31 protein-coding genes are annotated in these 24,996 nt (G+C 60.1%); 30 read left to right on the top strand and 1 reads right to left on the bottom strand.

The genetic code is table 11. The features are described 5' to 3' along the window. Positions 1-22: 22 nt before the first annotated feature. The 6 genes from DES53_RS28500 to DES53_RS28475 all read left to right on the top strand — a co-directional run bounded on the left by DES53_RS28500 (position 23) and on the right by DES53_RS28475 (position 3,600). Positions 23-601: a hypothetical protein gene (locus DES53_RS28500; protein ID WP_113961754.1), complete on the top strand. Its 579-nt coding sequence runs from the start codon at positions 23-25 to the stop codon at positions 599-601. Between the two features lie 110 nt (positions 602-711). Next, positions 712-1,290 (top strand): hypothetical protein, encoded by a 579-nt coding sequence (locus DES53_RS28495; protein ID WP_147263684.1) that lies wholly within the window; start codon positions 712-714, stop codon positions 1,288-1,290. A 191-nt stretch (positions 1,291-1,481) separates the two neighbouring features. Further along, positions 1,482-1,772, top strand: a complete 291-nt coding sequence (locus tag DES53_RS28490) for a hypothetical protein (protein WP_113961752.1) — start codon at positions 1,482-1,484, stop codon at positions 1,770-1,772. A gap of 59 nt (positions 1,773-1,831) precedes the next feature. Beyond that, complete coding sequence (locus tag DES53_RS28485; protein WP_113961751.1) at positions 1,832-2,359, top strand: hypothetical protein; 528 nt, start codon at positions 1,832-1,834, stop codon at positions 2,357-2,359. A gap of 67 nt (positions 2,360-2,426) precedes the next feature. Then, on the top strand, positions 2,427-2,984 hold the full coding sequence (locus DES53_RS28480) for a hypothetical protein (RefSeq protein ID WP_113961750.1): 558 nt from the start codon (positions 2,427-2,429) through the stop codon (positions 2,982-2,984). A gap of 298 nt (positions 2,985-3,282) precedes the next feature. Beyond that, positions 3,283-3,600, top strand: a complete 318-nt coding sequence (locus tag DES53_RS28475; protein WP_113961749.1) for a hypothetical protein — start codon at positions 3,283-3,285, stop codon at positions 3,598-3,600. A gap of 24 nt (positions 3,601-3,624) precedes the next feature. Here DES53_RS28475 and DES53_RS33300 read toward each other — a convergent pair whose 3' ends face one another. Next, complete coding sequence (locus DES53_RS33300) at positions 3,625-3,840, bottom strand: hypothetical protein (protein ID WP_113961748.1); 216 nt, start codon at positions 3,838-3,840, stop codon at positions 3,625-3,627. 937 nt (positions 3,841-4,777) lie between these two features. On the opposite strand from DES53_RS33300, the gene DES53_RS28465 reads away from it, so the two are divergent. From DES53_RS28465 to DES53_RS28350, 24 genes are all read left to right on the top strand, one after another. Beyond that, the gene (locus DES53_RS28465; protein ID WP_113961747.1) at positions 4,778-5,404 is read left to right on the top strand and encodes a hypothetical protein; all 627 of its coding nucleotides are present in this window, start codon (positions 4,778-4,780) and stop codon (positions 5,402-5,404) included. Positions 5,405-5,457: 53 nt separating this feature from the next. Then, a complete protein-coding gene (locus DES53_RS28460) occupies positions 5,458-6,042 on the top strand; it encodes a hypothetical protein (protein ID WP_113961746.1) in 585 nt (194 codons plus the stop codon). Positions 6,043-6,146: 104 nt separating this feature from the next. Continuing rightward, positions 6,147-6,674 (top strand): hypothetical protein, encoded by a 528-nt coding sequence (locus DES53_RS28455; protein WP_113961745.1) that lies wholly within the window; start codon positions 6,147-6,149, stop codon positions 6,672-6,674. 138 nt (positions 6,675-6,812) lie between these two features. Beyond that, the gene (locus DES53_RS28450; RefSeq protein ID WP_113961744.1) at positions 6,813-7,367 is read left to right on the top strand and encodes a hypothetical protein; all 555 of its coding nucleotides are present in this window, start codon (positions 6,813-6,815) and stop codon (positions 7,365-7,367) included. A gap of 35 nt (positions 7,368-7,402) precedes the next feature. Continuing rightward, positions 7,403-7,903, top strand: coding sequence for a hypothetical protein (locus DES53_RS28445; protein ID WP_147263683.1), 501 nt, complete (start codon positions 7,403-7,405; stop codon positions 7,901-7,903). A gap of 1,023 nt (positions 7,904-8,926) precedes the next feature. Continuing rightward, entirely contained in the window at positions 8,927-9,463 is a 537-nt protein-coding gene (locus tag DES53_RS28440) for a hypothetical protein (protein WP_113961742.1), read from the top strand. Between the two features lie 10 nt (positions 9,464-9,473). Further along, on the top strand, positions 9,474-10,082 hold the full coding sequence (locus DES53_RS28435; RefSeq protein WP_113961741.1) for a hypothetical protein: 609 nt from the start codon (positions 9,474-9,476) through the stop codon (positions 10,080-10,082). A gap of 259 nt (positions 10,083-10,341) precedes the next feature. Continuing rightward, entirely contained in the window at positions 10,342-10,605 is a 264-nt protein-coding gene (locus DES53_RS28430; RefSeq protein WP_113961740.1) for a hypothetical protein, read from the top strand. Between the two features lie 162 nt (positions 10,606-10,767). After that, positions 10,768-11,451: a hypothetical protein gene (locus DES53_RS28425; protein ID WP_113961739.1), complete on the top strand. Its 684-nt coding sequence runs from the start codon at positions 10,768-10,770 to the stop codon at positions 11,449-11,451. Between the two features lie 94 nt (positions 11,452-11,545). Next, positions 11,546-12,088, top strand: coding sequence for a hypothetical protein (locus tag DES53_RS28420; protein ID WP_113961738.1), 543 nt, complete (start codon positions 11,546-11,548; stop codon positions 12,086-12,088). Between the two features lie 203 nt (positions 12,089-12,291). Continuing rightward, positions 12,292-12,873 carry a hypothetical protein gene (locus DES53_RS28415; RefSeq protein WP_113961737.1) on the top strand — a complete coding sequence of 194 codons (582 nt, stop codon included), beginning with the start codon at positions 12,292-12,294 and terminating at the stop codon, positions 12,871-12,873. Positions 12,874-13,019: 146 nt separating this feature from the next. After that, entirely contained in the window at positions 13,020-13,601 is a 582-nt protein-coding gene (locus DES53_RS28410; protein WP_113961736.1) for a hypothetical protein, read from the top strand. A gap of 173 nt (positions 13,602-13,774) precedes the next feature. Beyond that, positions 13,775-14,383, top strand: coding sequence for a hypothetical protein (locus DES53_RS28405; protein WP_113961735.1), 609 nt, complete (start codon positions 13,775-13,777; stop codon positions 14,381-14,383). Between the two features lie 643 nt (positions 14,384-15,026). Beyond that, entirely contained in the window at positions 15,027-15,707 is a 681-nt protein-coding gene (locus DES53_RS28400; RefSeq protein ID WP_113961734.1) for a hypothetical protein, read from the top strand. Positions 15,708-15,721: 14 nt separating this feature from the next. Further along, on the top strand, positions 15,722-16,339 hold the full coding sequence (locus DES53_RS28395; protein ID WP_147263682.1) for a hypothetical protein: 618 nt from the start codon (positions 15,722-15,724) through the stop codon (positions 16,337-16,339). Positions 16,340-16,521: 182 nt separating this feature from the next. Next, positions 16,522-17,094 (top strand): hypothetical protein, encoded by a 573-nt coding sequence (locus tag DES53_RS28390; protein ID WP_147263681.1) that lies wholly within the window; start codon positions 16,522-16,524, stop codon positions 17,092-17,094. Between the two features lie 28 nt (positions 17,095-17,122). Continuing rightward, positions 17,123-17,731 (top strand): hypothetical protein, encoded by a 609-nt coding sequence (locus tag DES53_RS28385; RefSeq protein WP_113961731.1) that lies wholly within the window; start codon positions 17,123-17,125, stop codon positions 17,729-17,731. A 1,720-nt stretch (positions 17,732-19,451) separates the two neighbouring features. Next, positions 19,452-20,078 carry a hypothetical protein gene (locus DES53_RS28380; protein ID WP_113961730.1) on the top strand — a complete coding sequence of 209 codons (627 nt, stop codon included), beginning with the start codon at positions 19,452-19,454 and terminating at the stop codon, positions 20,076-20,078. An 82-nt stretch (positions 20,079-20,160) separates the two neighbouring features. Next, on the top strand, positions 20,161-20,706 hold the full coding sequence (locus DES53_RS28375) for a hypothetical protein (RefSeq protein WP_113961729.1): 546 nt from the start codon (positions 20,161-20,163) through the stop codon (positions 20,704-20,706). 569 nt (positions 20,707-21,275) lie between these two features. Further along, a complete protein-coding gene (locus DES53_RS28370) occupies positions 21,276-21,839 on the top strand; it encodes a hypothetical protein (RefSeq protein ID WP_113961728.1) in 564 nt (187 codons plus the stop codon). 678 nt (positions 21,840-22,517) lie between these two features. Further along, positions 22,518-23,069: a hypothetical protein gene (locus tag DES53_RS28365; RefSeq protein WP_113961727.1), complete on the top strand. Its 552-nt coding sequence runs from the start codon at positions 22,518-22,520 to the stop codon at positions 23,067-23,069. Between the two features lie 68 nt (positions 23,070-23,137). After that, positions 23,138-23,764, top strand: a complete 627-nt coding sequence (locus DES53_RS28360; RefSeq protein WP_113961726.1) for a hypothetical protein — start codon at positions 23,138-23,140, stop codon at positions 23,762-23,764. Then, positions 23,761-24,405 (top strand): hypothetical protein, encoded by a 645-nt coding sequence (locus tag DES53_RS28355; RefSeq protein WP_113961725.1) that lies wholly within the window; start codon positions 23,761-23,763, stop codon positions 24,403-24,405. Before DES53_RS28360 ends, DES53_RS28355 begins: the two co-directional genes overlap by 4 nt. Positions 24,406-24,437: 32 nt before the next feature. Further along, positions 24,438-24,977 carry a hypothetical protein gene (locus DES53_RS28350; protein WP_113961724.1) on the top strand — a complete coding sequence of 180 codons (540 nt, stop codon included), beginning with the start codon at positions 24,438-24,440 and terminating at the stop codon, positions 24,975-24,977. Positions 24,978-24,996: the final 19 nt, after the last annotated feature.

Raw genomic sequence — 24,996 nt, 5'->3', positions numbered from 1 at the left:
AATCATAGATCACAAATAGCTCATGTCCCTTCGCATCAAGATCGCCACTCTGATTGTCCTCTTGATGCTGGTCGGCATTCCCGCCGGCTACGTCGCCCTGACCTTCCGCCCTCGTGCGCCGCTCGAGTTCCATCTGGAGTCCATGGATCCTGCCGCGGCGGACTATCCTTTGGACGGTTATCGTCCCATCGAGGTCCGCGTGAAGAACTCCAGCCCCGCTTCCATCATTTTTCATTCTGCGGAGCTGGAAGCGCCCGGCATGAGCCTCGGCAGGATGGGCTTCGGTGCAGGCAGCATTCTCGCACAAGACCTTCGCTTGGGACGTTATCGGTCGTTCCCGCCACGACAACTCATCATCCCCGCCTACAAGGACGTCCTCGTGTCCGGCGCGGTGACCACTGAGGCCGTGGATATCGCACGAGAGGGCGGTCTCGTGGTGCGCTACCATTTCGATTCGCGGACCTACGAAGTATACTCGCTGCGCTGGTTCTGGATGGTCCAGCACTTCCCGGAATTGACCAAGCGCTTTCTCCCGACTCCGAAGTCACAGAGCGAAATGACGCATCTGCAAGCCGGTGAAGCGGGGAGCACTTCGCGGTAGCTCCGCTCCTTGAAAAGTCGTGGATATATTGAGTTCGCGAATCCACGGGATTCGGCTGGCGGCACGCCTTTTCGCTTTTCACCCGGTTGGTTTTTCTCTTTCATGTCCCCATGTCCCGTCGACTCCGTCGCATGATTCTCGCCACCGGCCTTGCGCTTGCCATGGCCATCGGCGCGTATGTGGCGCTCACGTGGCATCCGCGTGCGCCGCTGCGGTTCCGGATGGTGGAGCTGCATGGTCCGCAAAATTTTGCCGTCGGTGCGGAGCGCACCTTTGGCAGAGTCGTGGTGGCCGTGGAGAATGTCACCCCCACACCCATCTATGTGCTCTCCATGTGGGACTCTGACGACGCTGAGAAGTACTCCAGGACCGTCCGCTTCGAGCCCGCTACGTTCAACCCGGTGCAGACGGCAAATTTCCGGGAGACTCCGTGGCTCATCGTACCTGCGCACGGCGTGAGCTATGCCGATTGCAACTTCGAAGTCAGCACCATCCCGCGTGCAGCCAGGGGCCGCATCCGCATGTATCACATGTGGTACTCCAGCACCCGCTACCACACCGCCTGCGCCTGCCACTGGCTGTATAGGCACAGTCCCGTCGCGTTGAGGCGCATCATCCCGTATCTCCCCATGCATCTGGATGCCACCGATATCCTTCCGCCGGCCGCCAGACCTGCCCGGGCCTCATGAATGCGCAGGATGGCCCGGAGGGCCTTCCTCCACCCGTGCCGCGAGTGGACTCCCACGGTGCCTGACGCTCCACCTCACGTGGCCTATCAGGAAGTATCATAGCGTGCTACACCGACCATCTCCCAGCCCGCTCAGGATTTGACACCGGGAGCGTCTGGCATGATGGGGTGGGGTACAGAGTTGAGAATCCCATGGACGAACCGGACCCCGCCTCCTCCGATGCCGACGGCTCATCCTACACGCGCGGGCTCGCATGGGGGCTGTGCCTGCTGGTCGCCGTGCCGGTGCTCTACCTCCTCAGCGTGCCGCCTGTGGTCATCTATGCGCTGGATGTCGCCCCACGACCTCCCGGGGTTTACGGCCCTCCGAAGTGGTTGGTCGTATACGTGGCGCCGGCGGAGTGGATGATTACCGGCACAAGTTTTGAGGACCCCATGCGCAAGTACAGCGAGTGGTGCCGCAGCATGATGGGTGCTCCGTGACCACGCCTGCAAGGAAGGCCGGCAATGCCTCAGCAAGAACTCACCCATCCAACATCGCGATGAGCCCCCGTTTGAGAGTTCTGGTCTTCGTCGTCTTCCTCATCCTCCTCGCCATCCCCGTGGTGTACGTGGCGGTCACCTGGAGTCCGGAGAATCCGCTCCGGTTCCGGGCCGTGCTGGTGGAGGGGAGCACCGCACCTGTGGGCTGGCGGAATCTGGAGATCTATGTGGAGAATGTCAGCCCCGCTCCCATCCACCTCTTGGAGTACACCGTGGGCACTTCGTACACCTACTCCATACCCCTCGGGTATAAGCCCAGGGGCCCTTTTGATAGCACGCATTCGCAGGCGCGTTTCATCCCAGCGGGAGGAGAGGTGCGCACCTGGCACTTCATCAGGGAGGCTGACTTGAAGGAAGAGAATGGCCGCTACTGGATGCAGTACGCCTGCTACACCTCGACCAAGATGCGTGGGCTGAAAGTCCTGGGCTGGGTGCACGCCCACAGCCCCCAGTGGCTCCGCGGCTATTTTCCCACGCAGCATTTGTATTATGACAGTGTGCCCATGAGCGTGCCTTCCAGAGAATGAATGGCCCCGGGGCCTTCATCCACACGGGATCAATCTCACATCAGAAATCAACAATCATAAGCAGTCGATGTCCCCCCGCACGAAACGCATCATCCTCGCGATCTTCCTCGTGCTGCTTGCCATCCCGGTGGTGTATCTCGCCCTCACCTGGCATCCGCGGAATCCCTGGCGCATCCGTCAGGTGACGGCGCAGGTTGACTCCATGCGCGGCGTTCAGGTGCTGGAGATCGAGCTGGAGAATACGAGCTCCGTACCGCTCCACATCTACGCTGCCATGCTGGAGAGAACTGCCGCCGCTGGAGCGCACGGACCGCGGGGAGTGATTCTTGCGCCCCAGGGGCAACCCCTACGCCTCACGGGTGTGGGAGTGCTAGGCCAGTACCCGATGCGGGCGCCATCGCACGGTGTGCTGCGCTTTGAGGTGCCGGTGCGGGATGCGGCAAAGGACCTCGCCTCCGATGAGCTCTGCGTGGGATGCGTCTGGGCGTCGAATACGAAGCACTATGCCCTGATGGTCTGCGGATGGCTGGAGGAGAAGCTGCCCCTGCGATGGAAGCCGCTGGTGCCCATGCCTACCTTCGGGAAGGATTCAGTCCCGCTGAAACCTGGTCTTCCGAGCTCTTGAGTCCTCTTGAATCGATAGGAGCGGGCCGCCCGGAGGGCCTTCCTCCACCTGCGCCACGGGTAGACACCTGCTCACGCTGACGTTCTGCCCGCAAGCCTTTATGGCGGAGACGTTGTACAAACCGATGCGAAGGCGGGACGGTGTGGCTTGCCGATAGGCTGTCTTTGTGGAACACCTTCGGCGTGGGGCTTCAGCGTGTGCGTTGTTGAGGGGGATGGCGCCGTCTTGTCATTCGCATCGAATATCTCTTCTCTATGCGGCAGTTTCCGCTCAGAATCTCAAGAGGCAAAACTCGCACGTGAATTCCTCCTCCTTCCTCAAGCGGCCTTCTTTCAAACGCATGGCCTGCGTGGCTTTCTGGACCGTCATTGTGTCCGTGGTGATGTTCAGAGCTTACAGCCTCTTCATGCTGCCAGCATTGCTGAGGTTCGGCATGCCCCGCGACCTGTCATGGTGGACCGAGCCTTTCGTGATTGAGGAGATGCAGGAATCTGGAGCACTCATCGTCCTTGCGGCCGCTATCTGCGTTTTCCCCTGGAACGACAAGCTGTCGTTCTGGGGCATTGTATTCATGCTGATCCTCTGGCTGGCGACACCCTATCGATTGCCGGGTTGAGGCGTGCATTCTTTGCACCACTACTCACCCCTTCATCCCACTCCTGAGATTCCTCCACGCCGCATAAAACTGGGCATGCGTCACCACGGGCCGGCGCTGCAATGCAGCCGCTTGTATCAAGCGTGACCACGCTTCCTCGCCGTCGGCGGGGCATTCCCAGAGGTGCAGGGGGAACCACATCCGTACCAGCCAGTCCTTGCAGTTGCGGGTGAACTTCTCCGGGCGGCGTGCGGGCACCATCGCACGGTGTGCTGCGCTTTACGAAGCACTATGCCCTGATCGTCTGCGGATGGCTGGAGGAGAAGCTGCCCCTGCGATGGAAGCCGCTGGTGCCCATGCCTACCTTCGGGAAGGATTCAGTCCCGCTGAAGCCTGGTCCTCCGAGCTCTTGAATCGATAGGAGCGAGCCGCCCGGAGGGCCTTCCTCCACCCGCACCACGGGTAGACACCTGCTCACGCTGACGTTCTGCCATGAAAGGTTGCCACAGATTCCTGGCAAGTCTCGTGAGGTGGCCAGCCTGGTGTGGTGTCACGTACGTGACCCCCTCCATAGGATCGAATCCTTTTGCTCAAGAATGTGTCCACCTCCTGATGAGCCAACCATTTGGCAGAGGCATCGCACAGGCCCAAGGAGTGGGGGCATTCCTGTCCCCATGGGAATCCCAGCAGCGCGTCTTCACATCAAGCGTCCGCGAGGTGCCATGGTACTCAAATCGGAAGCTTCATCGGTAATCGGCTGCGACACCCAAATGGGGGCAGGAATGCCCCCACTCCTTGGAGGTGTGCGATATCTTTGCATGATAGCTGAGTCATCTGGAGGTGGACACAAGGACTCGACATAGTGAAAGCAACATATGTGACGCCACACGAGTTGTGTAATTGTCATCCTGTAAACGGTGGCTGGTCGAAAGGCCTCGCCTCGATAGACTCACGTGGTCTGCTCGTGTCACGAGACGTTTCAGTGAGGCATTTGCCTTGAAGCCAGTGGTCAGTGGTCAGTGGTCAGTGGTCAGTGGTCAGTGGTCAGTGGTCAGTGGTCAGTGGTCAGTGGTCAGTGGTCAGTGGTCAGTAGTGCTCTGCCACTGTGTGGAATATCCTGCACTCTCTGCTGTCACATGGATTCTGATTTGAAATTTGGGATTTGAAATCTCGAATCATCGGTCATCAATAGCCTCCCATGTCCCGTCGCGCCAAGGTCATCCTCTTTGTAGTCACCGCTGCTGTGATCGCCCTTTGGATGGGATATGTAGGCCTTTCGTGGTCTGCAGAGCGTCCGCTGCGCTTCCATGTCATCGCCCGGGTGCCGGAGGAGCAATCTGATGAAGCAGGTGCCTCACGCACTCCAGAGCTCGAGGCGGTGGCATTCGACCTCGATGTGCAAAACACGCAGCCATTTCCCATTCATCTCGGGCATCTCAGGCTCATTGCGCCCAGGAACCCCAAAAACTCGGACCCTTTCGCTGCCGGTGATCTTGATCGGAAGACTGTCATCAGCATCCAGGACCTGTGCACAGTGTCCAACCATGCCCGACCTCTCCCGCCACCCATCCCAGCCTATGGTGTGATGCGCGTGCGCATGTGGACGGCCCCGGGAGTGGCGCACCAGTTTCGCGATGACGAGCTCAGCATGCTCTACGTGTGGATCTCTGCCACCAAGGGCCGCGCCTATCGCATTTCTTACTGGATTCGCGAGAGGCTGAACTGGGTGTATAGATTCACCTTCATGTCCGCGGGATTCGAACTCGACTATGCTGACCTTGAGGCACCGGCCCCCGGGGATGCAAAAGGCGCCACAGCAAAGTAACGGCGCTGCCCGGCTATCGTTCCCCAATTTGAAATCCCCAATCATCCATCTCGATGTCCCGTCGCACGAAGTTCATCCTGTCCGGCCTGTTTCTCCTGCTCCTCGGGGTCCCTGTGGTGTATCTGTTTCTCACATGGTCACCGGAGAATTCCTTTCGCATCCGGGTGGATACAGCCACGCCCATGGAAGCAGGGCCGGCCACGGCAGGCGGTGAGGCGCGCGTCATGCTCTCCTTGCTGGTGGAGAATACGGGCTCTGCTCCCATGCATCTCCTGGGGATTTGGCATGAGGATGACCTGGATGCCGCATCGGACGCCCGCGTCCGGGCCTCCATGAACTCGCCTCTCCACCTGGCGCAGATCAAGGCGTGGACGGCAGAGACGATTCCGCCGCACAGCACGCAGCGCACAGTAGTCCTCGTGACGCCGGAACAAGCTGCCAGCGCCCAAGCAGGGGGAGTCAGGGCCGGGTATGTGTACATCTCCCAGACGAAGTTCCGTTTTGTAGAGGGGTGGATGTGGCTTTTTCGGCGCTGGCCCCAGCACACGTTCTGGCAGCATAGCATGCCTGGGATCGCATGCTCCCTGGGCAGCGGCGTCATCGAGACTGCGGGGAAGGGCACCCCACCGGCACCGTAGAAAATCTTTGCCACCAAGGTGGCCGATCGCGTGCGAGGTGGTAGCTCTGTGATACCGATGTGATCGAACCTCCCCGGCCTCGCCAAGAACCAGAGATCTACTCCATGTCCCGCCGGACCAGACGTGCCCTCATTGTCATGCTGCTGCTCGTGATCGCTGCAGGTGGCATCTACATCGCCCTCACGTGGAGCCCACACGAGCAGGTCCGCATACGCGTGTTTCCGGAAGCTCACGAATCAGACTTTGTCGGCTTTGTGAAGCATCACATGCTGGTGGAGAATACGTCCTCCGTGCCTCTGCATGTGTATGTGTTCAGGCGGGACGGACCCTTCGAGCACTTCGGTGTCCCTTTCTACTCCATGCTTTCCCGGGAGGACCGCATTGATTTCCAGCAGGACCGGCACGACGTCATTCCTCCGCGTAGCACCCTTCCCACGGAGCTGTTCACCAAAGGCACCCTGTCCGCTGCTGCACCTCCCGAGAGTCTCCTGTGTGCCTACGCTTCCTCCACCAAGGCCCTTGCCATTCAGTTCCTGGACTGGTGTTATGATAGCAGTCCCGCGTTTCTCCATCCGATCATCCCGGAGGTCCGCCCAAATATCCAAGTCGTCCCCTGCAAGCCCGCGCCATAGCCAGTGCCGCCTCCTTCCATGGATATGCCCACTCACTCTGACGTTCGAGCCCTCAAACTGTCTTCTCCATCTGTCCGCGGGTGACTCCGAATGAATGATTTGAAATCATCCATCTCAAGTCATACATGACCTATACCGATGTCCCGCCGCACGAAGCTCATCATCCTCGCGATCTTCTTCGTGCTGCTCGCCATCCCCGCGGTGTATCTCGCCTTCCATTGGCATCCGCGGAGTCCGCTTCGCTTCCGGGTGGTGGAGACTGCACTGCCACCCATGGCCTACTATCACACGGACACGCAGGTCACCGTGGCCGTGGAGAATGTCACCTCCGTACCCATCTATCTCCGGTACATGACCATCCCGAGTCCCGCGTGGGCTCCCCATATGCGAAAGGTGTCTGGCGCCGTGGTTTCCCGGGAGCAGCGGGCGCACAAGGCCGGACCGCAGGAGAACTACCTGCTGGTGCCCGCGCACAGCACCATCCATACGGCGGCGTTTATCCTCAATGAACGCGTGGAGGATGCGAGAGCCGGGAAGCTGGTGGCGGAGTACAAGTGGATGTCCGTCGGCAAGTTTCTCATCCACTCCGTCTCGCAATGGATGGTGCGTCGAGTGCCCAAGAGCATGTCCCGCTTCCTGCCCGAGCCCGCCCTCGGAGTGGATGCGACCTCCCTGGAGGCGGTGGGGCCTTGACCCTGCTGCTGCTTCCCGCGTCCCTTGATGCCTCCATGTCCCGCCGCGCCAAGCTCATCATCCTTGCCATCTTCCTGGTGTTGCTCGCCATCCCGGCCGCATACGTCGCGCTCACCTGGTCGCCGGGCAATCCCTTGCGCTTCCGTCTTGAGCCGGACACGAGCCAGAAGGATGGAGGGACATTCATCATCGCCATTGAGAATACCAGCGCCACGACCGTCGAGTTCCTCTATCTCTGGTCCTCCTTCACCGGGGACCTCTCTCCAGACTCGAGCGGCTTTCGCCAGATGAGCAGCCCGATGTTTGCCAGCATCCCTCCACGCAGCACGCATCGCACCAGCTTGCGAGTGACGCGCGCCGAGCTGGATGCGTATGCAGGAAGGCACTGGGTCGAGTACATGTGGCGCTCCTGGGTGAACGCGCAGGCCGTGCAGGCTGTCAGCTGGCTTCGCGAGCACTCTCCTGCATCCCTCCACTCGTATCTGCCATATCCTTCCTCAAATATCAACATGGCACCCGAGCCGTCGATGCCATGAGTGTCTCTTCCATGGCGTTTCACCGGCTTATTGAGGCTTGCTCAATAGACTGACGTTGGGTGGAATGTTCTGCCTTCCTGAAGACCGAAGGTCTGCGATATGCCAGCCCAGGGCAACGCCCTGGGATAAGTGGCAAATGAACAGAGCCCTGAAAGGGCGAAATATGGGCGCACCTCAGGTGGACGCTCTGTCACGCCCTTTCAGGGCTTGGATGTCTGGGCCGTTTTCCCAGGGCGTTGCCCTGGGCTGGCATATCTCAGGCCTTCGGCCTGGAACTGCCTCGCGGATGTGCATTCGAAGTCAGTCTATTGCACAAGGCTCAATAGTTTCTGACGTGGTTGTTGACGCGCTACCCGGCACAAGCAGCTGTGTGCTTCTCCACCCCTTCAGGGTGGGATGTATTTGTGTACACCACCCAGGGTGCCGGTCGCCAAGACTCCCTAACCTCGGCTGGACTCCCGCAGCCCTTCAGGCGGCAGTTTCGAAGATGCCGTTCGACGGCGTTCTGTGAGTTATGGCCTCATGGGATTGGCGTGGGCAGCTTGTCCCGGAGGAACACTGGAAGGTAGCCGGTGGTGGAGGGAGCCTCAGCGACCGCAACCACCGGATCAACAAGCCAAATATTCATGCGTCCCGGATGGGACGTCGGGAAAAGCGCCATAAACTCCCGGCACGAGAAAGAAACCATGGCCGCCTCTTCCGCCGTCCCATCCGGGACGGAGTAGCTTTGGCATCCATGATCCGGTGGTTCCCGGCCTGACTACAGGCCTCCACCACCGGCTACCTTCCAATGTCCCTCCGGGACAAATACGCGCATTTTTTAAATGCGTCATCAGTGACAGGTTTAGCTAAAATGCTCCAAGGTAGCTTCGCGCGGAAGACGGCTCCGTTGACAAGAAAGAGGTGCATCAGTGCCGAAAATTTTTCTACTGACATCCCGCGCGCGTCATGGGAGAATGCCGGTGTAAACCTGCTGATGGCGTCATGTATCTTTCCCGACGTAAGAAGCGCGTCCTTATTGGGATGCTTGTCCTCCCGTTGTTGCTCCTGGGCTCTGCATGGGTGTATCTGAAGCGGGAGATAGCCAATCCCCTGCGCATCCAGGTGGCCTCCAGGGAGTATCTGGGTGTGGGCGTGCTGCAGGGGCATCGCTACCAGATTGATGTGGAGAATCCCAGCGATGCGCCGGTGCATTTGCATAGCGCCTACATGAGCCCGGTGCTGCCGGACCCGGAGGGGATCTCGCCTGGCGGGGGCTTTCAGCCGGTCTCCATACGCGGCATGGGGTCAGATATCAGCTCAGCCACGTCCGTCTCCGTCTGGTATCCCATGGTCATTCCACCGCGCAGCACCGCCCGACTGGAGTGCCACTTCATCATCGGTGACAAGGAGCCCCACATCGAATACTACTGGGCCTCTGAGCGCCGCTACCGGGCGCATGCGTGGTTTGCCCGGCAGAGCCTGCTTTTTGGAGAGGGGTTCGATACGTATTTCACGTTCTTCACTCCGCGGCAGGCCGGGCTGACTCTCGCGAGCACAGGTCCTGCGCAGGGACATTGAGTGAGACCATATGCACCGCCGACTGATTTTCGCCGTTGCGCTGCTGGTGGTCCTGCTGGCGGTCTTCCTCGCGTATCGGACGTGCATCACCTGGTCGCCGGTGGAGCCGCTCAGCTTTCGCGTTGTCCGTGATCTCGGGACGACGGTCCCTGATGCGAAGTGGGGGAGCCTGCGCCTCTATGAAGTGGAGGTGAAGAACAGCAGCGCGGCGGATATCGAGATCGTGGGCGGGCCATACCTGGTCTCGCGAGGTGCGGGAAAGGTCCGTATGACGATTTACGGCACGGTGGAGTCGCTCCCGACTCCCCGGCAGAAGTGGGTCGTTGGCGCGGGCATGGTACCCGCTCGTAGTACCCAGCTGTGCACGGCGCATATCAGGGCCGGGAATCAGACGGCGTTTCTCACCGACACCGGGACGATGGTGGAGTTGCGCTGGATATCGCGGACGAAACTGAAGGTCATGTCGCTGGTGGGCCATGCGCGTGATTTATGCAAGAAGTTCGACCTTGAGCGTCTGGGCTCTCGCATCGGGAAGCCATCCTTGGAAGTGGCGCGCTGCCCGCTGGATGCGCCTGTCTCCACCCTGCCTGCAGCGAGTGCGCCTGCCAGCGGCAGGTGAGAGGAGATAAGGTGAGGTGAAGGGGCAGGGGCAGGGGCAGGAGCCGGTCGGTGAGAGTGCGCGGAACGATTCGCGCGTTCCTTGCCCAGTGCGTGCTCCCTGCGATGCTCTGCGGTTCTTGGAATGGTAGAGGATCTTAGCTTGAATGATAGTCGTGACTTGAAACAAGGCGGGTGGCCTATCATCCCTTCGGGATGGTGGTAGAATGAATGCCTTTGGTATCAATTGAACTGCTCTAGATAACTTCCTCCCTTCATCCATGGCTGACTCCTCACCACACCGCGCGTCCATCATGGGCTGGTCCTTGTCCGTCCTCGCGGTGCCGGTCCTTTATCTGTTGAGCGTGCCCATCCTGTGGGAGAAATATGCCGTGGAGCTGAAGAGAAGTCCGGCTTGGCTGGAGGCGTACGTGCGGCCGTGGGTGTGGCTGGGGGATCACACCTTCCTCCAGCCGCTGATGGCAGAGTACTCCTACTGGGTTCACCAGAAGATGACAGGAGCGGGCCGTCGGCCTTCACCGTGAGCACCCGCCTGTATCCGGCGCGGCTCCGCGCCATCGTTGAACGTTTCTTTTCTTGCAACGATTCAGTGAATGGTGCACTGGGTGGCACGAGCACCCTGCAGCGAGCGTCCCTCCTCACGGCCTGACGTGGGAAGAGTCCTTCCATCTCGAGTTCCACATTCCATGAATTCGCCTTCCTCCTCCGCCTCGCACCGGGCGAATCAACCGCCCCTCCGGTTTTCTGGTTACTTGCTGTCCGCCATCGCACGGCAGACACCGCTGATCTCGCGCCGTACGAAGCTCATCCTCCTCGCGCTCGTGGTCATTCCATTCCTGTATGTGGCGTTCACGTGGGCGCCGCATGAGCCGCTGCGCTTCCGTATCGTCGAGCCGCAAACTGCGACCGCGACTTCCACCGCCACATCGAGCGCTGCCTTCACTTCCGTCGGCGTCGTGATTGAGAATACGAGCGCCACTCCCGTCTGCCTCTTCAAGGCGGACCTGACCCCTGCGGCGTCCACGGGGGCAGGTGCGGTAAAACCGGTGCCTCCAGACTCGGCAGGCCGGGTGGGTCTCTTCCACCCCATGGAGCATCCGGAGAGGCAGATGGAAGACGGGCGTTCCATGATCGTCATCCCCGGCCACAGCTCCGTTCAGATATCCGCACGGGTCGAGCATGAAAAGCTCGCTGAGGCCACGGCTGGCGGACTCCAGTGCCAGTACCGGTGGATGTCAGACACCCGTCGCAAAGCCGCCGCCGGCCTGCGCTGGCTGCACGCCTCCGTCCCCCAGAGCCTCCAGTCGAAGGTGCCCGTCCTCGCGGACAATTGGAATATCTGCCCCTTGCAGACTGCGCCCCGGTCCTGAAGTGGGATGAGGTGATGTGATGGGGTAGGATGTGATATGGTATGAGGCGCGCAGCCGCTTGAGCATTTGGATTGAGGCTGTAGTGTCCACCTCGATGTCCCGCCGCGTTCGCATCGTCATCCTCACCGTCTTCATGGTGTTGATGGGCGTGGTGGGGGTGGACATGGTGCGCGCCTGGCGGGTGGAGAATCCCTTGCGCTGCACCATCGCGGCAGATGCGGACATCATCACCCTGGAGAATACGAGCCGATTCCCGGTGATTGTTTATTCGGCATTCACCACCAATGATCCCATCGGCTCCAGCAGACAGAATATCTCGGCACTCCTCTTTGCGGCCCAGTCCCGGAAGGTGAAGGGACGCAAGCCCTATGAGCTCATCCCACCCGGTGGACGCTTTCAGCAGAAGGTCGGCCCCGTCATCGACTCCCGCTCCCTGAGAAGTGCAAACTCCCGGGTGAGCTACGGCTGGAACTCCCGGCCCCGGCATGGCTGCCGGGTTGTCTATTATTGGTGCCTCGATCTCCTGCCCAAGTCCTGGCGCGCCCGCCTTCCGTATCCGCAAATGACGAAAGGCTCCGCGCCTCTGCTTCCCGCCGCGCGGAGTGAGGGCTCGGGAGATTCGCACACGGCCGGCTGATGGGTGCTGGTGGGGGGTATGGATGTCATAGCGGTGCAAGACGTGCAGCGCACCGCTTTCTACAACGCTGGCAGCGCATCACGCGATGGGTCAGTGATTTGGAGTGCCGCTTCCTCATGCTACATGGCAATCGTGAGGCAACCACATGCGGTTGTAGTATAGTTTAGACTGCTCCAAAATCGCCCTACTCCTCCTCATCCCGCATGTCCCTGTCCCGTCGTGCCAAGATCATCCTGTGCGGAGTGCTCGTGCTCCTCGTCCTGCCGCTCACGTATGTGGTGTGGCTGTCGGGCACGCGTGAGCCCTTGAGATTCCGCATTGTCGAGGACTCGCGGCACAAAAAGCTGGATCCGAACTACGGGGGCTCCATCTTCCTGGTGGAGGTGCGCAATGAGGGCCGCGTCGATATGGTGCTGAGGCATTCATTTCTGCGGAAGCCTGCGAATCCTCCCGCGCAGGTGATGCATTTCCTGGATATGCAACACACGCCGCCAGGAACGTTTGCCGCGCTCTTCGACGGGGAGGCTCCCATCCCCGCTGGGGGCACTGCCTGGTTTACTGCCCACGAGGGCACGCAGTCTCCTGAGTGGTTCTCCCGAGATGAGGAGTACGTCATCACTCATATCTCGATCCCGGCATGGAAGCACCGCCTGAACGAATGGCTGCTCAAGGTGGAGAAGGAACTCCCGGCATTCCTGCAGGGTGACTGGGCCATTCTCACGGTGCACCTTACGGAAGCACCGCTGGATGTGTCCCGGCTCCGTGACTATCCACCGCCTCCCTGAGGTGTTGTCGCGGTGGGTGCATGAGGGCTGGGTGGTAGTGCTCCGCATGGGTGTCGCCACGCCAGAGGCTAGATCGTCACGTTGCGGATACTTTGTCCGCGCCTCTTTTTTCTTCCCACGCATCGTATTTTCATCACACTGGGCCGGTGACCCGCCGCGCCAGGCTTTTCATCACCGCACTCTTCTTGCTGCCCATTGGCGCGCTCGTGGTGTATTTGTTCCTCACATGGTCTCCGGGGCATCCGTTCCACATGCGGTGGGATCCTGCCTTTGCCTGGGACTCCATCTCCACGGAAGGTGAAGGTGAGGGGAATTTCTTCTCGGTTCCCGTCCTTGTGGAGAATGTCAGCTCCACGCCCATTCACCTTCTGGGTTTGTCTCATGTCCCGGAGTCCGCCGGCACCACGCCCGTCTATAGCGCGTCTCCCCACTACCATACTGAGGTGCCCCCGGAGATCATCTGGTGGGGTGAGGAGATTCCAGCACACAGCACCGTGCAGGTGCACACCTCCGTGCTGGTGGGATCCATGGGCGCAGCGCGTACGAAGGACTCCGAGGTACAGTACCTCTATGTCTCCCGGACGAAGGCCTGGCTCATCAAGGGCAGCTTGTGGGTCTCAGCGCGTCTGCCGGCATCCTGGCGTGAGCACGTGCCTTTGGTCAATGCGAACGCGGGCGCCATGACGATTTCGCCTCCGAAGACCAGTGCACCACCCGCTACACCATGAGCGAGAGGCGAGCCCATGCATTCCACCGCACCACGGATAGCCCCGAGGGCCTTCGCCCACCTGCGCCACGAGTGGTCTCCCGCTCACCCTGACGGTCCACCCAAGGCAGGTCTCAGTTTGAGATAACAAATCACAAATCACAAATCATCAATCATCAATCATAAATATCCCCCATGTCCCGCCGCACAAAGCTCATCATCGCCGCGATCTTCCTCGCGCTGCTGGGCATTCCTGCCATTCATATCGTGCACGTGTGGCATCCGGAGAATCCGCTGCGCTTTCAGATGGTGGAGGAGGTGCCGTGGATGTGGAGTGACCCGCCTGTCGCAACGCACTTCAAGACCATCTTCGTCAAGGTGACGAATATCAGTGAGACGCCCATCTACATGGCATCTGCCACACTGATGAGGATGCAGTCGGCTCTCGGGCAGCGTCCTGATATTGGCTCAATCAACCTCATGAGGCCTCCGGAGATGGAGCGCACCTTTGGAGCGTATGACAGCCTCCGCGTGCCGCCGCACGGCAGCCTGTATGCCATGGGCTATGTCCCGCCCGAGGAGGTCCCGGCTCTGCGTGAGAAGGAGACCACGGGCATCACGATGGCCTACATCTGGTGCGCATATCCCCGGCTTCACTTGAGAAAGGCGTGCGAGTGGTTGCGCATACGCCTGCCGGAGGCCTTTGATCCCGTGATACCAGAGGTGGAATTTGGAAGGGACCACAGCCCGCTGAATCCACTCCCTGTGGATGCATCATCCAAAGTGCATCCACCATCTCCCTAGGGGAGGCGTCACGCGAGTTTCCACCCATGACATTGCAGCAGGCCCAAGGAGCGGGAACGCCTCGTTCCCGGAAGGTGCCGCGCGTCTCCAGGTGTACTTTCCTCCAGGACATGGCATCTCTCAAGGAGTGGGGGCATTCCTGTCCCCATGCATGACGCCGCCGCGTCTTGAGATGAAATGCACATGCGATGGCGGGTGGCGAAACCGGCCAGCCACAGTCGAGTCAGGAGATCCAGCTCCCCAAGTGATGCCACGTAACAGATCACCATGGGGACAGGAATGTCCCCACTCCTTGAACGTGTGCATGGTCAGTGGGAGATGGATGAATCCGCGAATGCGCGACACCTTTCGGGAACGAGGCGTTCCCGCTCCCTGGGCCTATGCGATGTCTCTGCTGCATAGCCAACTCGAAAAGGGGAATCGCACTCTTTGCCAGAAGGGTTCAGCATCATCTGCCAAACTTGCGTCAACCCGCGTCGGCGGCATGAATTGCGATCTCGTCATGGGCAGTGCCATCTGATATAACTGCCGAAATACATCCTGCGGCATGCTGCGGTGCTCCTGCATGCGCCGCCTGCCAAGAGCCTCACACTTCCCACGTTCCTTGCCTCTATATTGAGAAACCTTCCAGCCGTGACATGCCATGTCCCGCCACGCCAGATTCTGGTTCCTCGCCCTCTTCCTTGGGCTGGCGGTCATCCCCATGGTGTATCTCACCTTCACCTGGAGTCCGGAGGAGCCGCTGCGCTTCCGCCTTGCACCTGTGCCGGGGCAGAGCCATGCAGATGTGAAGGTGTATGAAGTGGAAGTGGTGAATACCCGTGGCGTCCCCATCCGGCTGTATGATGGCATTCTCTGGATGGACTTCGGCAACGCATCGAGCCGCGGCATTTCCGGTGCGCCTGTCTCCTCTCCAGCACCTGCACCGTTCTTTGCGCAGCTCGACATCGAGGCGACCTTGAGTGGCTGGAGCTCCCGCCCGGGCAGCGCGAAGTCGGCGCGTGGATATCGCCTCTTACCCGGCAGGGGCCTCGTCATCCCATCACACGGTGTCCGCACCTGCCGCATCCGCATGCTGGAGGGAGACGGAGTGATCTCGCAGGGCGGTCATCTCCGCATCAGATACCTCTGGATCTCGCAGCCGCGTCATCTCACCAGCAGCGCCATGTCCTGGATTCGCCAGCGTGCGCCCGCTTCGCTGAAGCCGCGCCTCCCCATGCTGAAACTCGAAGACGAGAGTGGCACCGTGGATTATCAGGAAGAGCAGCTCGAATCGGCGCCGGGAATGGGGCAGGGGAGAGTTGCCACCACCAGCGTCCGGTAGTAGCTGCTTCCTCGATGTCCCGCCGAACCAAGGTTGTCCTCCTATTGTTATTCCTGGTGCTGCTTGGCATTCCCGTGATCCATGTCGGACGCACGTGGAGGTCTGGAGATGTCTTGAAGGTCCGGCTGGATCTGGACATGGCGGAGGAGGCTCGCAAGCGGCGTCGTGATGACATGGTGCCATTGCCCGTCATCATCGAGAACACCGGTGCCAGCCCCGTGCATATCAAAAACTGCTGGATCATGACCCGCGATCATCTGGGCAGAAAAAGGGAAGCTGCCGTGGTGGATAAGCGATCGCTCAAGGACATCTGGCGCACCGTGCCAGCTCATGGCAGTGTGCGCACCTACCTGCTCCCGGATGACTTCACCCTGGCCCAGGTGGACAACGACGTCCTGTGGGTCGGCTTTCGAAGCATCTCAGGAAGCAGGGGTACGGTATTCAAGTGCGTGGCATGGGTGCCCCACTGCCTGCCGGAGTCCTGGAGACGTCACCTGCCAGTCTCCACCCTGGATGAATCCATCATCGCCCTGCCCATTCCCGCGGGCACCGCTGCTTTCTATCGAGTGAAGGCGGATAGCCCGGAGGGCCTTCCTCCACCTGCACCACGCGTGGATGCGCGCTCACCCTGACGCTCAAGCTCCGCACGGTAGGGATGGACAAACGGTGGGCACGTCGTTGATAGTCGGTGGTCTGAGTCAGTCTCCACGCACTCTGTGCCTTTGTGCCTGTTGCCTGTTGCCTGTTGCCTGTTGCCTGTTGCCTGTTGCCTGTTGCCTGTTGCCTGTTGCCTGTTGCCTCAGCCCTTCCACCCATGTCCCGCCGCGCAAGGCTTCTTATCTTCGGTGTCTTCTTCGTGCTGCTTGCCATTCCTGTGGTGCACGTCGCTCGCGGATGGGCTCCGGTGAATCCCATGCGCTTCCGGATGGTCGGGCAAACAGCGCCAGAGGGGAATGCTGGTCCCCTCAGCGCACGCACGCTCACCATCGAGATCACGAATACCGGCACCGTGCCCATCTATCTTTCGGACGCGAAGCTCCTCGCCTACAATCCCGCTCGCGGGCGTCGTCACGTCTATGCGGAGTTGGAGAAGTTCTATCTTCCCATCACCTCATTCAGCGGCGATCCCTTTGCCGCAAAGCTTGCGCCCATGCTGCCTGGCACCTCGCGACGTACGGAGGTTCGTATTCCAGAGGAGGCGGCTGCGCGGTTCGATTCCAGCGCCCCCACCATCGCCTACGTGTACTTCTCGGGGCCCAAGCAGTGGGGCTTTGACCTTTCCCTGTATCTGATCCAGCAGGTGCCCTTGAAACTCGCCCGCCACGTGCCCAAGCCGAGGACGGACAGTGCCACCACGCCGCTGGAGATGGCCGTCTCCCCACCGTGATCCGGCCACCCTTTGTTCTCCCTTATCCATGTCCCGCCGCACGAAGGTCCTCATCACCGCGTTATTTCTCGCGCTGCTCAGCGTGCCGATTGTGTATGCCATCGTCGCCTGGAGTCCGGAGCGTCCCCTCCGCTTCCGCGTCATTCCTGACGACGGTCGGTATCGTGAGTATCGCTATGACAACAGCATGCGTGTTTATGATGTGGAGGTGGTGAATACCAGTGCTGCCGCCATCCACCTCGATGGTGGCAGCATCCATGTGAAGAATGCCGTTGGAGGTCTCATGCCCGGCTCCCTTGGCTATCTGGACAGGGCCAGCGGCACGAAGCTCGCGTCCGGCCAGTACGTCGCGCTGTCCGTCCCCGCACACAGCACGGTGCGAGGCCACGCGTGTGTGCATGAAAACTTCGCTCCGCTGTTCACCTCGGGTCGCGCGGTCATCAAGTACACCTGGGTCTCGAACGTGCGCGAGCGGGCTGTGCGTGCCATGAATGCCGCCCTGCGCCGCCTGAAGAAGCATCCCACCAGCAGTGACGATATCCTCATCATGGACTTCTCCTCTGCCGATGTGGAAGTGCCCACTCCCACGCGCGTACCGGAGCCGGAGCAGCAGAAGCCGGAGCAGTCGCAGAAATAGAAGCTGCAATAATGACAGCCGATACCTGGAAACAGCAGTCACTTCGAGCAACGACTTCGGCCCGCATTCATCCGGCACGTGGAGAGCTCGCTTTGCGTCGTGGAGTGCGTGTGGCAAGCGTTAGCGCGACACCGCTTCTCACCGGAGAGGACGAGCATCATGCATCGGTGTAACGGTCCAGTTTCCAGGGGTGTATTCCCACCTGGCAACTTCGGTAGCTGGGTTCCACTCACGTTCTCCAGGACGTCCAAGGGAAATCCCTCCGCTCAAAGCGGTGTCGCGGCCTCAAGGGAGGCCTGTGCCACCGCACTCCACGACGCAAAGCGACCTGGAGGCATGCATCTGTATGCAAGGCGCCATCTCGCTGTTGAAACATCCCAGTTGTTTGACCCGACGCATGCATGTGTTACCTCGCGACGCAGTCGCCAAGCTCTTCTGGAAGCGTCATCCTGCGAGCGGGTGTCGCCATCGCTGCAGCAGGCTGTGGACTCAGGAATATGTTAGGTTGAATGATAGCCGTGACCTGAAACAAAGCGGGTGGCCTTTCATGCCGGAGGCATGGCAGCTTGTAGCCGGTGGTTGAGCGTAGCGATACCACCGGAAAAGATAGAGCATCACTCGCATCCCGAAGGCGATGCCAGCGCCGTAGCAAGTGCGGTATGGAGCATCCCACAACCCCGCTGGCACCCCTGCCGGGGAGCAAAGGGGAAAATCACCTTTCCGGTGGTGTCGCTACGCTCAACCACCGGCTACAGGCTATCATCCCTTCGGGATGGTGGGAGGATGGCTACAGTATCAATTAGAGCATTTTCACTAAAACTGTAGCCTGATTCAGGAGTACGCCGAAGGCGTTGTACACTGTGCAGCCCAAGGTAAGCTTCGCCGCGAAGCGGCAGGCGCCACCTTGGGTTGTGACATCGAAACGCTGAACGCTGAAAGCGTTCCACAGAAGCGTTGCTGGGGGGATAAATGCCCTATGTCAACGTTGGCCGTGTCTTTGTAGAACTCTTTCAGAGTTCCGATGGTTCCTTCATCTCACCCAAGGTGGCGCCTGCTTCGCAGGCTGACCTTGGGCTGGACAATGTACAACGCCTTCGGCGTAAAAACGGCTGCAGTTCAACCTGAAACGCTCTAAAAGACTCCAGAAAGCGGCAGCAGGGCTGCTGCGCGTCACAGTGTCCGGAACATTCATGTGTGGTGCCGTGCTTCTCTGGTATAGTCCTGCTCTTTTGATCTGGGTCGGTAGTGCGCATGAACGTCAGCGATACGATGTGGAAGCCGTGCCGAAGGCCCTGGACTGCGGAAGCCCTGCTGCCGCTTTCCTGAAGTGCAGCCCTGCTGCACGTTTCACCGCGACGCAGTCGCCAAGCTCTTCTGGAAGGGGCATCACTGCGAGCGAGTGTCGCCATCGCTGCAGCAGGGCTGCGGACTCTGGAAAGCGGCAGCAGGGCTGCGCGCAGTCCAGGGACGCTGCGCGTCACAGCGTCCGGATCAATCGTGTGTGGTGCTGTCTTTCTCTGGCGGTGCTGGAAGCCGCTGAGCGCCTGCCGTAGAATGGAATGAGCAAGTAGCCAGGTCTGCGATGCCCGACGCGAGGTGTGCGTGTCTGTGTGCTTGTACCCCTGTTTTTTACAAAGCAGGCACGGGGCTCGTTCGTACTCCACATAACCGTCTTTCACTTTTTACTTTTCATCCTCCGGTTTCACCTGTTCCCTTCCTCGTGTCCCGTCGCGCGAAAATCATCCTGGCCTGTCTGTTTACCGTGCTGCTCGGCATTCCGCTGGGCTATGCGTGGTTCACGTGGAGGCCGGTGGACCCGCTGCGCTTCCGGGCGACGGCGCTGCGGGAGCAGCACTACCGGAGCCGGGAGCATGTCGACTTCCAGGTGTACGAGATCGAGGTGGAGAATACGAGCGGCGTGCCCATCCGCATCCTCCACGGCGAGGTGGGGTTGGAGTACGACACCGTACTGGGTCCCATCAGCAGCTCCGGCATTGTGGGATTCCTGGGAAAGGATGACACGGCGCACTTCGCGGACCGCACGCTCTCCCACACCATCCTGGAGGATGCGATCACGGTGCCGGCGTATGGGAAGGTGCGGTGCACTGCGGGCATCTACCAGGATGCCACGGCCATCATGAGCACGGGTCAGATACACATTGCGTATGAATGGATGTCCGGTACGAAGGAGGTGATGCTGGGTGTCACTTCCTGGGTGCAGAAGCATCTGCTCGCCAGAGGCGCCACCGCGCCACCGTCCTTTCCTTCCACGGACAGAAATACCGCCCTCGTGAATGCCCAGGGACTGCACCTGCCGGCGACACGCAGCACCACACCCGCTCCGTGATGCGAGGTGGAGTGAAGTGAAGTGTGGTGAAGTGAAATGAAATGCAATCGCATCAAGTCATCTCCCATTTCCCACCTCCCAGATGTCCCGCCGCGCGAAGTTCCTCCTCACCGTCGTTGTGGTCGCGTTGCTGGGAGTCCTGGCGGTGGGCTTGTCATGGTCGTGGACGCCCGCAGATCCCCTGCGCTTCAGTGTGGCTCCGGATCAAGTGAGCCCGCTTCCGCGTGAGCACCTGAGAGGTATCGAGTATCAAAAGGTGGAAGTGCTGGTGGAGAATACCTCCGGCGTGGAGGTCGTCTTTTTTGGCGCGCAGGTCTCGTCAGACAGGAGCTTGTACATCCTTCCCGGCACTGGATGGACCTCGGGTGCGGGCTCCACACCGCAGCCGGAGGAGCGGGTGGTTCCTCCGCACGGCACGGTGCGCTGCATCATGGCGCTGGCTCCAGAGCTCACTTACGATTCTCTGCGGGAGCACCAGAGGGCCATTCACTATCAGTGGACCACCAAAGCCCGGCGGCGACTCCAGGCTCCAAGCCAGTGGGTGTATCAGCATGCTCCCGGGGCACTCAAGGAAAAACTCTCGTACCCCATCATCCTGATGACACGCACGCACGTGGCGGCTCCTTGATGGCGACGAATGGGCGGGTGCGCAGGATGATCATGGAGCGCGAGGGGATTGCAGGAGGGAAATGTCAGATCAAAAAGAATTGCCTTCGAGTGGCATGGTAAAGCGGAAGAACGGGAAACCACATTTCGGCACACACACATGATCCGTCGATGATTCTCGTGGATCAGGGTGTCCGCGATGGTGTGTCGTGAGCTGGGGTTGCGCGGGCTTCTAATAAAATTTCGCGTCGTACGTCTCTGTGAGCCCGAGCCGTACATGGGACCCGCTTTGCACGTCATCCACCTCACACCATCACCTTGCAAAAGGCTTGAAGCGATCACGCGAACGCTTCGTGCATATCGCCCGCAGAAGGAGAATGCGATTGGAAACCCAAGGCGGGATGAAACCTTATTTATCGTGAAGGGTTCCAATGAATCGCGGCGCATGAGTGATGGCACGGGTCATGCATTCTTCCGGAGTGCCCCGGCTTGCAGACTTCTGCAGCATCACTTTTCTATCTTTACCTGCACTTTACGAAACGCGCCTTCCGCCTGAGTTATTCTGCCGCAGACCGCTTCGTTCCCCCCCGTATGTCTCACGTCCGTCGCGCTCTTCTTGCGCTTGTGGCCCTTTTTGTGGTGACCACGGGCATTTCCATGGTGTACTTCATGACCAGGAAACCACCGGCGGATGCGCTGCGCTTCTCCATCGTGGAAACCACCGGGCCCCGTGAGCTCCTGCCGGGACTCTCCGGCCCGTGCAGTGTGGAGAGCATCGCGATTGAGAATACTGGCGCGGCGCCCATTCATCTCATCGGCATGTGGGTCACGGAGACGGATACGTCTGGCACAGCGGCGATCAATATCACCCTTGCGCCCGAGCCGTCGTCATCTGCGCCAGTGTCCGGTGGTCCTGCTTCTGAGGTCATCGTGGTCCCGGCGAAAGGGACCGTCTATGCCACCTCCGGTGTGCCGGTGGCAGGTGTGCTCGCGGCAAACTCACGCGGGCATCTGCGCATGAATGTGCTCTGGCAGCCGCGCACGCAGTACCTCGTGGGCCGCGCCCTGGAGTGGCTGCACTCGCGCAGCCCGCGCTCCCTGCAGCCACACGTGCCCAGCCTCTCCGCCTCGATGGATAACGTGGATATCGAATAAGGCTGGGGGACCTGTACGGGTGGCGGGCTCCATTTGCCGCATGCACAGCCGCGGCCTTGATGAGCATGATCCAGAGCTTTTCAAGTTCGTCTGTACCTGTTTCACGGGACCTTTTGAAATGCGCAGCAACGCATCACGCGAGGGTCAGTGATTTGGGGTGCTGGATCCCGCATGCGGGACAGCTTTGCGCAGGCAGCTTGCAGCCGTGAAGCCAGACCTGAGGTGACTGTCTCCCAGCATATCATTTTACATCGTGGGCGGCTTCACGCAGAGCAAGCTCTGCTCCTGAAAGCTGGAGCAAGCTCCAGCATTCCAAATTTGCCGATCCCTCATGCTACGTGGCAACAGTGAGGCAACCACATGCGGTCACAGCAATAGTTGTACCACACTGTGCCTTCGCGAAATGGCAACGGGATTGACCTTCATCTCCGTGCCATCAGGGGAGGCGTGCGCGTGTGGCGACTGGGTGGACGTGGCAGGGCGGGGGAGTGGCGGTCTGGTGGATAGGTGAACCGTGCTTCATCCCGATGGACGCGTGATACACGATTCCTGTTCCCAAGCGTCCGGCGATTCCCTACAGTAAAATGCGTCACCTCCATGCTGGGGCACCATTATCACCACCACGACTCCGGTTTGAAATTTCCAACCTCGAAACTCAAATCTGATTCCTAGACGGTCATGTCCTATCGTCTGAAGGTCACCCTCGCCGTCACGTTCGTCATCCTTCTGGGGGCGTATTGCGGGAATCTCTACCTGCAGTGGCCACCAGCGAATCCCCTGCGCTTCGTTCTCGTGCTGAACAGGACTCCGGATCACGGCTATTCTAAAAATCTCTCCACCATGAAAGTGGATGTGCTGAATACCTGCCACGTGCCTGTGCGCGTTCCTTATGTCATGCTGCATCCTGCAGGGTCTGCCCGCAGGCTTGCCACCATGGAGCCCCGCTCCTTTTATGCACTCTCCGGCTCCGCGCTGGATGCTGATGGCTTGCTCCGTCCCCAGGCCCGTGGGCATTTCTTGTTCTATGTGAATACGAGTGACCTCCCGGCCGACCTGAGCACACTCAGGGTGGACTACTACTACATGGGACGCGCCGAGATGCAGTTCAAGAGATTCTGCTCTGCGCTGCGCAATATCCTGCCAGCTCCTATGCAGGGGTGGGTGCCCGACCCGGAGCATGAACGAGGCAGAGCATCGCTGGAGGTGGAGATGCAGGCGGAGAGTCCGTGATTGGCTGGTCGATTGCGATACCACTGCATCCCCTGAAATCAGACCGCCGCAATCATCCACCTGCCACCATGTCCCGCCGCGCCAAGCTTGCCCTGCTTTCCTTCGTGCTGGTGCTGCTGGGCGTTCTCGTGGGATATGTGTGCTATATCGCGTCTGTGGAGAATCCCCTGCGCATCCGTCTGGTGGGTGTCGGGATGGAGATGCTGAACAAGGAGCCCTATTCCAAGAGCACGTATATGATCCCCTTCTACTTCGAGGTGGAGAATACCGCCTCATGTCCCGTGCATCTGGAGTACATGTGGCTGTATGCGCAGCGCCACGAGCTGGCGGCGGGCGAGCCCTTTCCCCCACCACTGCCTGGGAGGGACAAGGTCATGGTCGAGTTCAAGATGTGGGCCAACACGGAAACGATGCTGGCTGCTGCCACGAGTGATGGTGCGCACATCATTCCCGCGCATGGCACGAGCCGCTTTGAGCTGAAGGTGAGACCCTCGTACGCGAGGCGCATGGATCTCGATTCGATGGAGTTCGAGTATCACTGGTCGGATCGGTGGCGGTTGCTGGGGTATCGACTTTCCATCTGGAGTGCCAAAAAGCTGCCCCAGGACTTTCCCCGCTTCTACTTCGTCCAGCCGCTGAAGGTGGGAAGTGCGGGCGTGGAGTTCACGCGCGTTGCGTCCCCGCACGCTCCATGAGACTCTCCGCTGCCATGCACCGCGCACGTCATCTCATCCCGGGAGCCAGGGGGCTTTGTCTCCTCGTCCTGCTGCTGATGGTCGGCATCGCCATGGCGTGGAGCATCTACACGTGGCGTCCGCGGAATCCATTGCGCTTCCATTTCATCACGCAGCAGGTGCAGCCTCCTGTCCCCTACGAGGCTCGCAAGAGCCTTCTCCTGATGCAGGAGATGGAGGTGGAGAATACCTCCGGCGCGACCGTCTGGCTCTACATGGGCAGGGTCAAGCAGGTGGATGGCGCCCCTCCTTTTCCTGCGGGAAGCCTTGACGCGCAGGTGCAGATATCCGTGCTGCCCCAGTGCAAGCCCCTGATCATTGGTCCGCGCGAGACCGTGCGCACGAAGCTGCTCATCGGTGCGCCTGAACTCCAGAGCATCCATGCGGGGAAGGGTGGGGAGGACATGCATGTCATCTACGCATGGACCACCCGTGGGAAGGAGAGGTGCCACAGCGTCTGTCGTTATCTCGCAGAGCATCTGCCAGACCGCATGGCCAGACGACTGCCCAGATTCAGCATGTGGGGAAACCAGGCCCCGCTCTCCGTCACCCACCTCCAGCCGGAGCATTCCACATCACACCCTGTGACACCCTCTCCATAGACATCATTCGAAAAGTCATCTGCCTTTCCTTCATGTCCCGCCGCAAGATATACCTCCTCATGGCACTCTTCGTCCTGCTGGTCGGCATTCCCGCGACCTACATCTGCTTCACCATGTACCCGCGGAATCCGTTGCGCTTCCGCCTCGTGGGGGTGCATCCCACGACTGACCACAGCTACTTTCGGAATGTCGTCCAGATGGAGGTCATCAATACAAGCCCTGTCCCTGTACGGCTGACCGCTGCCACCGTGAGGGGAGGCTCACTGCCCACGGGACCCATCTTGACCTCGTTCGGCGAAATCGTGCACACACACGTCTCGGGGCGCGTGGATGCAGACGGCACACTCTATCCCGGCGCCCGTATTCTGTCAGAGTCCTACGGTACGTGGCCTGAGGGCGTGAAGCCGGACCAGCACAACATTCATGTACTGTACCTCAGCCACTCCAGTACGGAGGGGAAGATCTCGGCGCTGTACTGGTCCATCGTGACTCGGCTCCCTGAGTCATGGAGAAAGAAGGCGCCAAAGCTGAGGTCACAATGGAATACGGCACCCCTGGAGATCTCACCTTGACCACTACATCGGATTTGAA

The organism is Roseimicrobium gellanilyticum (assembly GCF_003315205.1).
In the GTDB taxonomy this organism is placed as follows: Bacteria; Verrucomicrobiota; Verrucomicrobiia; order Verrucomicrobiales; family Verrucomicrobiaceae; genus Roseimicrobium; species Roseimicrobium gellanilyticum.
This window is presented reverse-complemented; position numbering and strand designations above follow the sequence as displayed.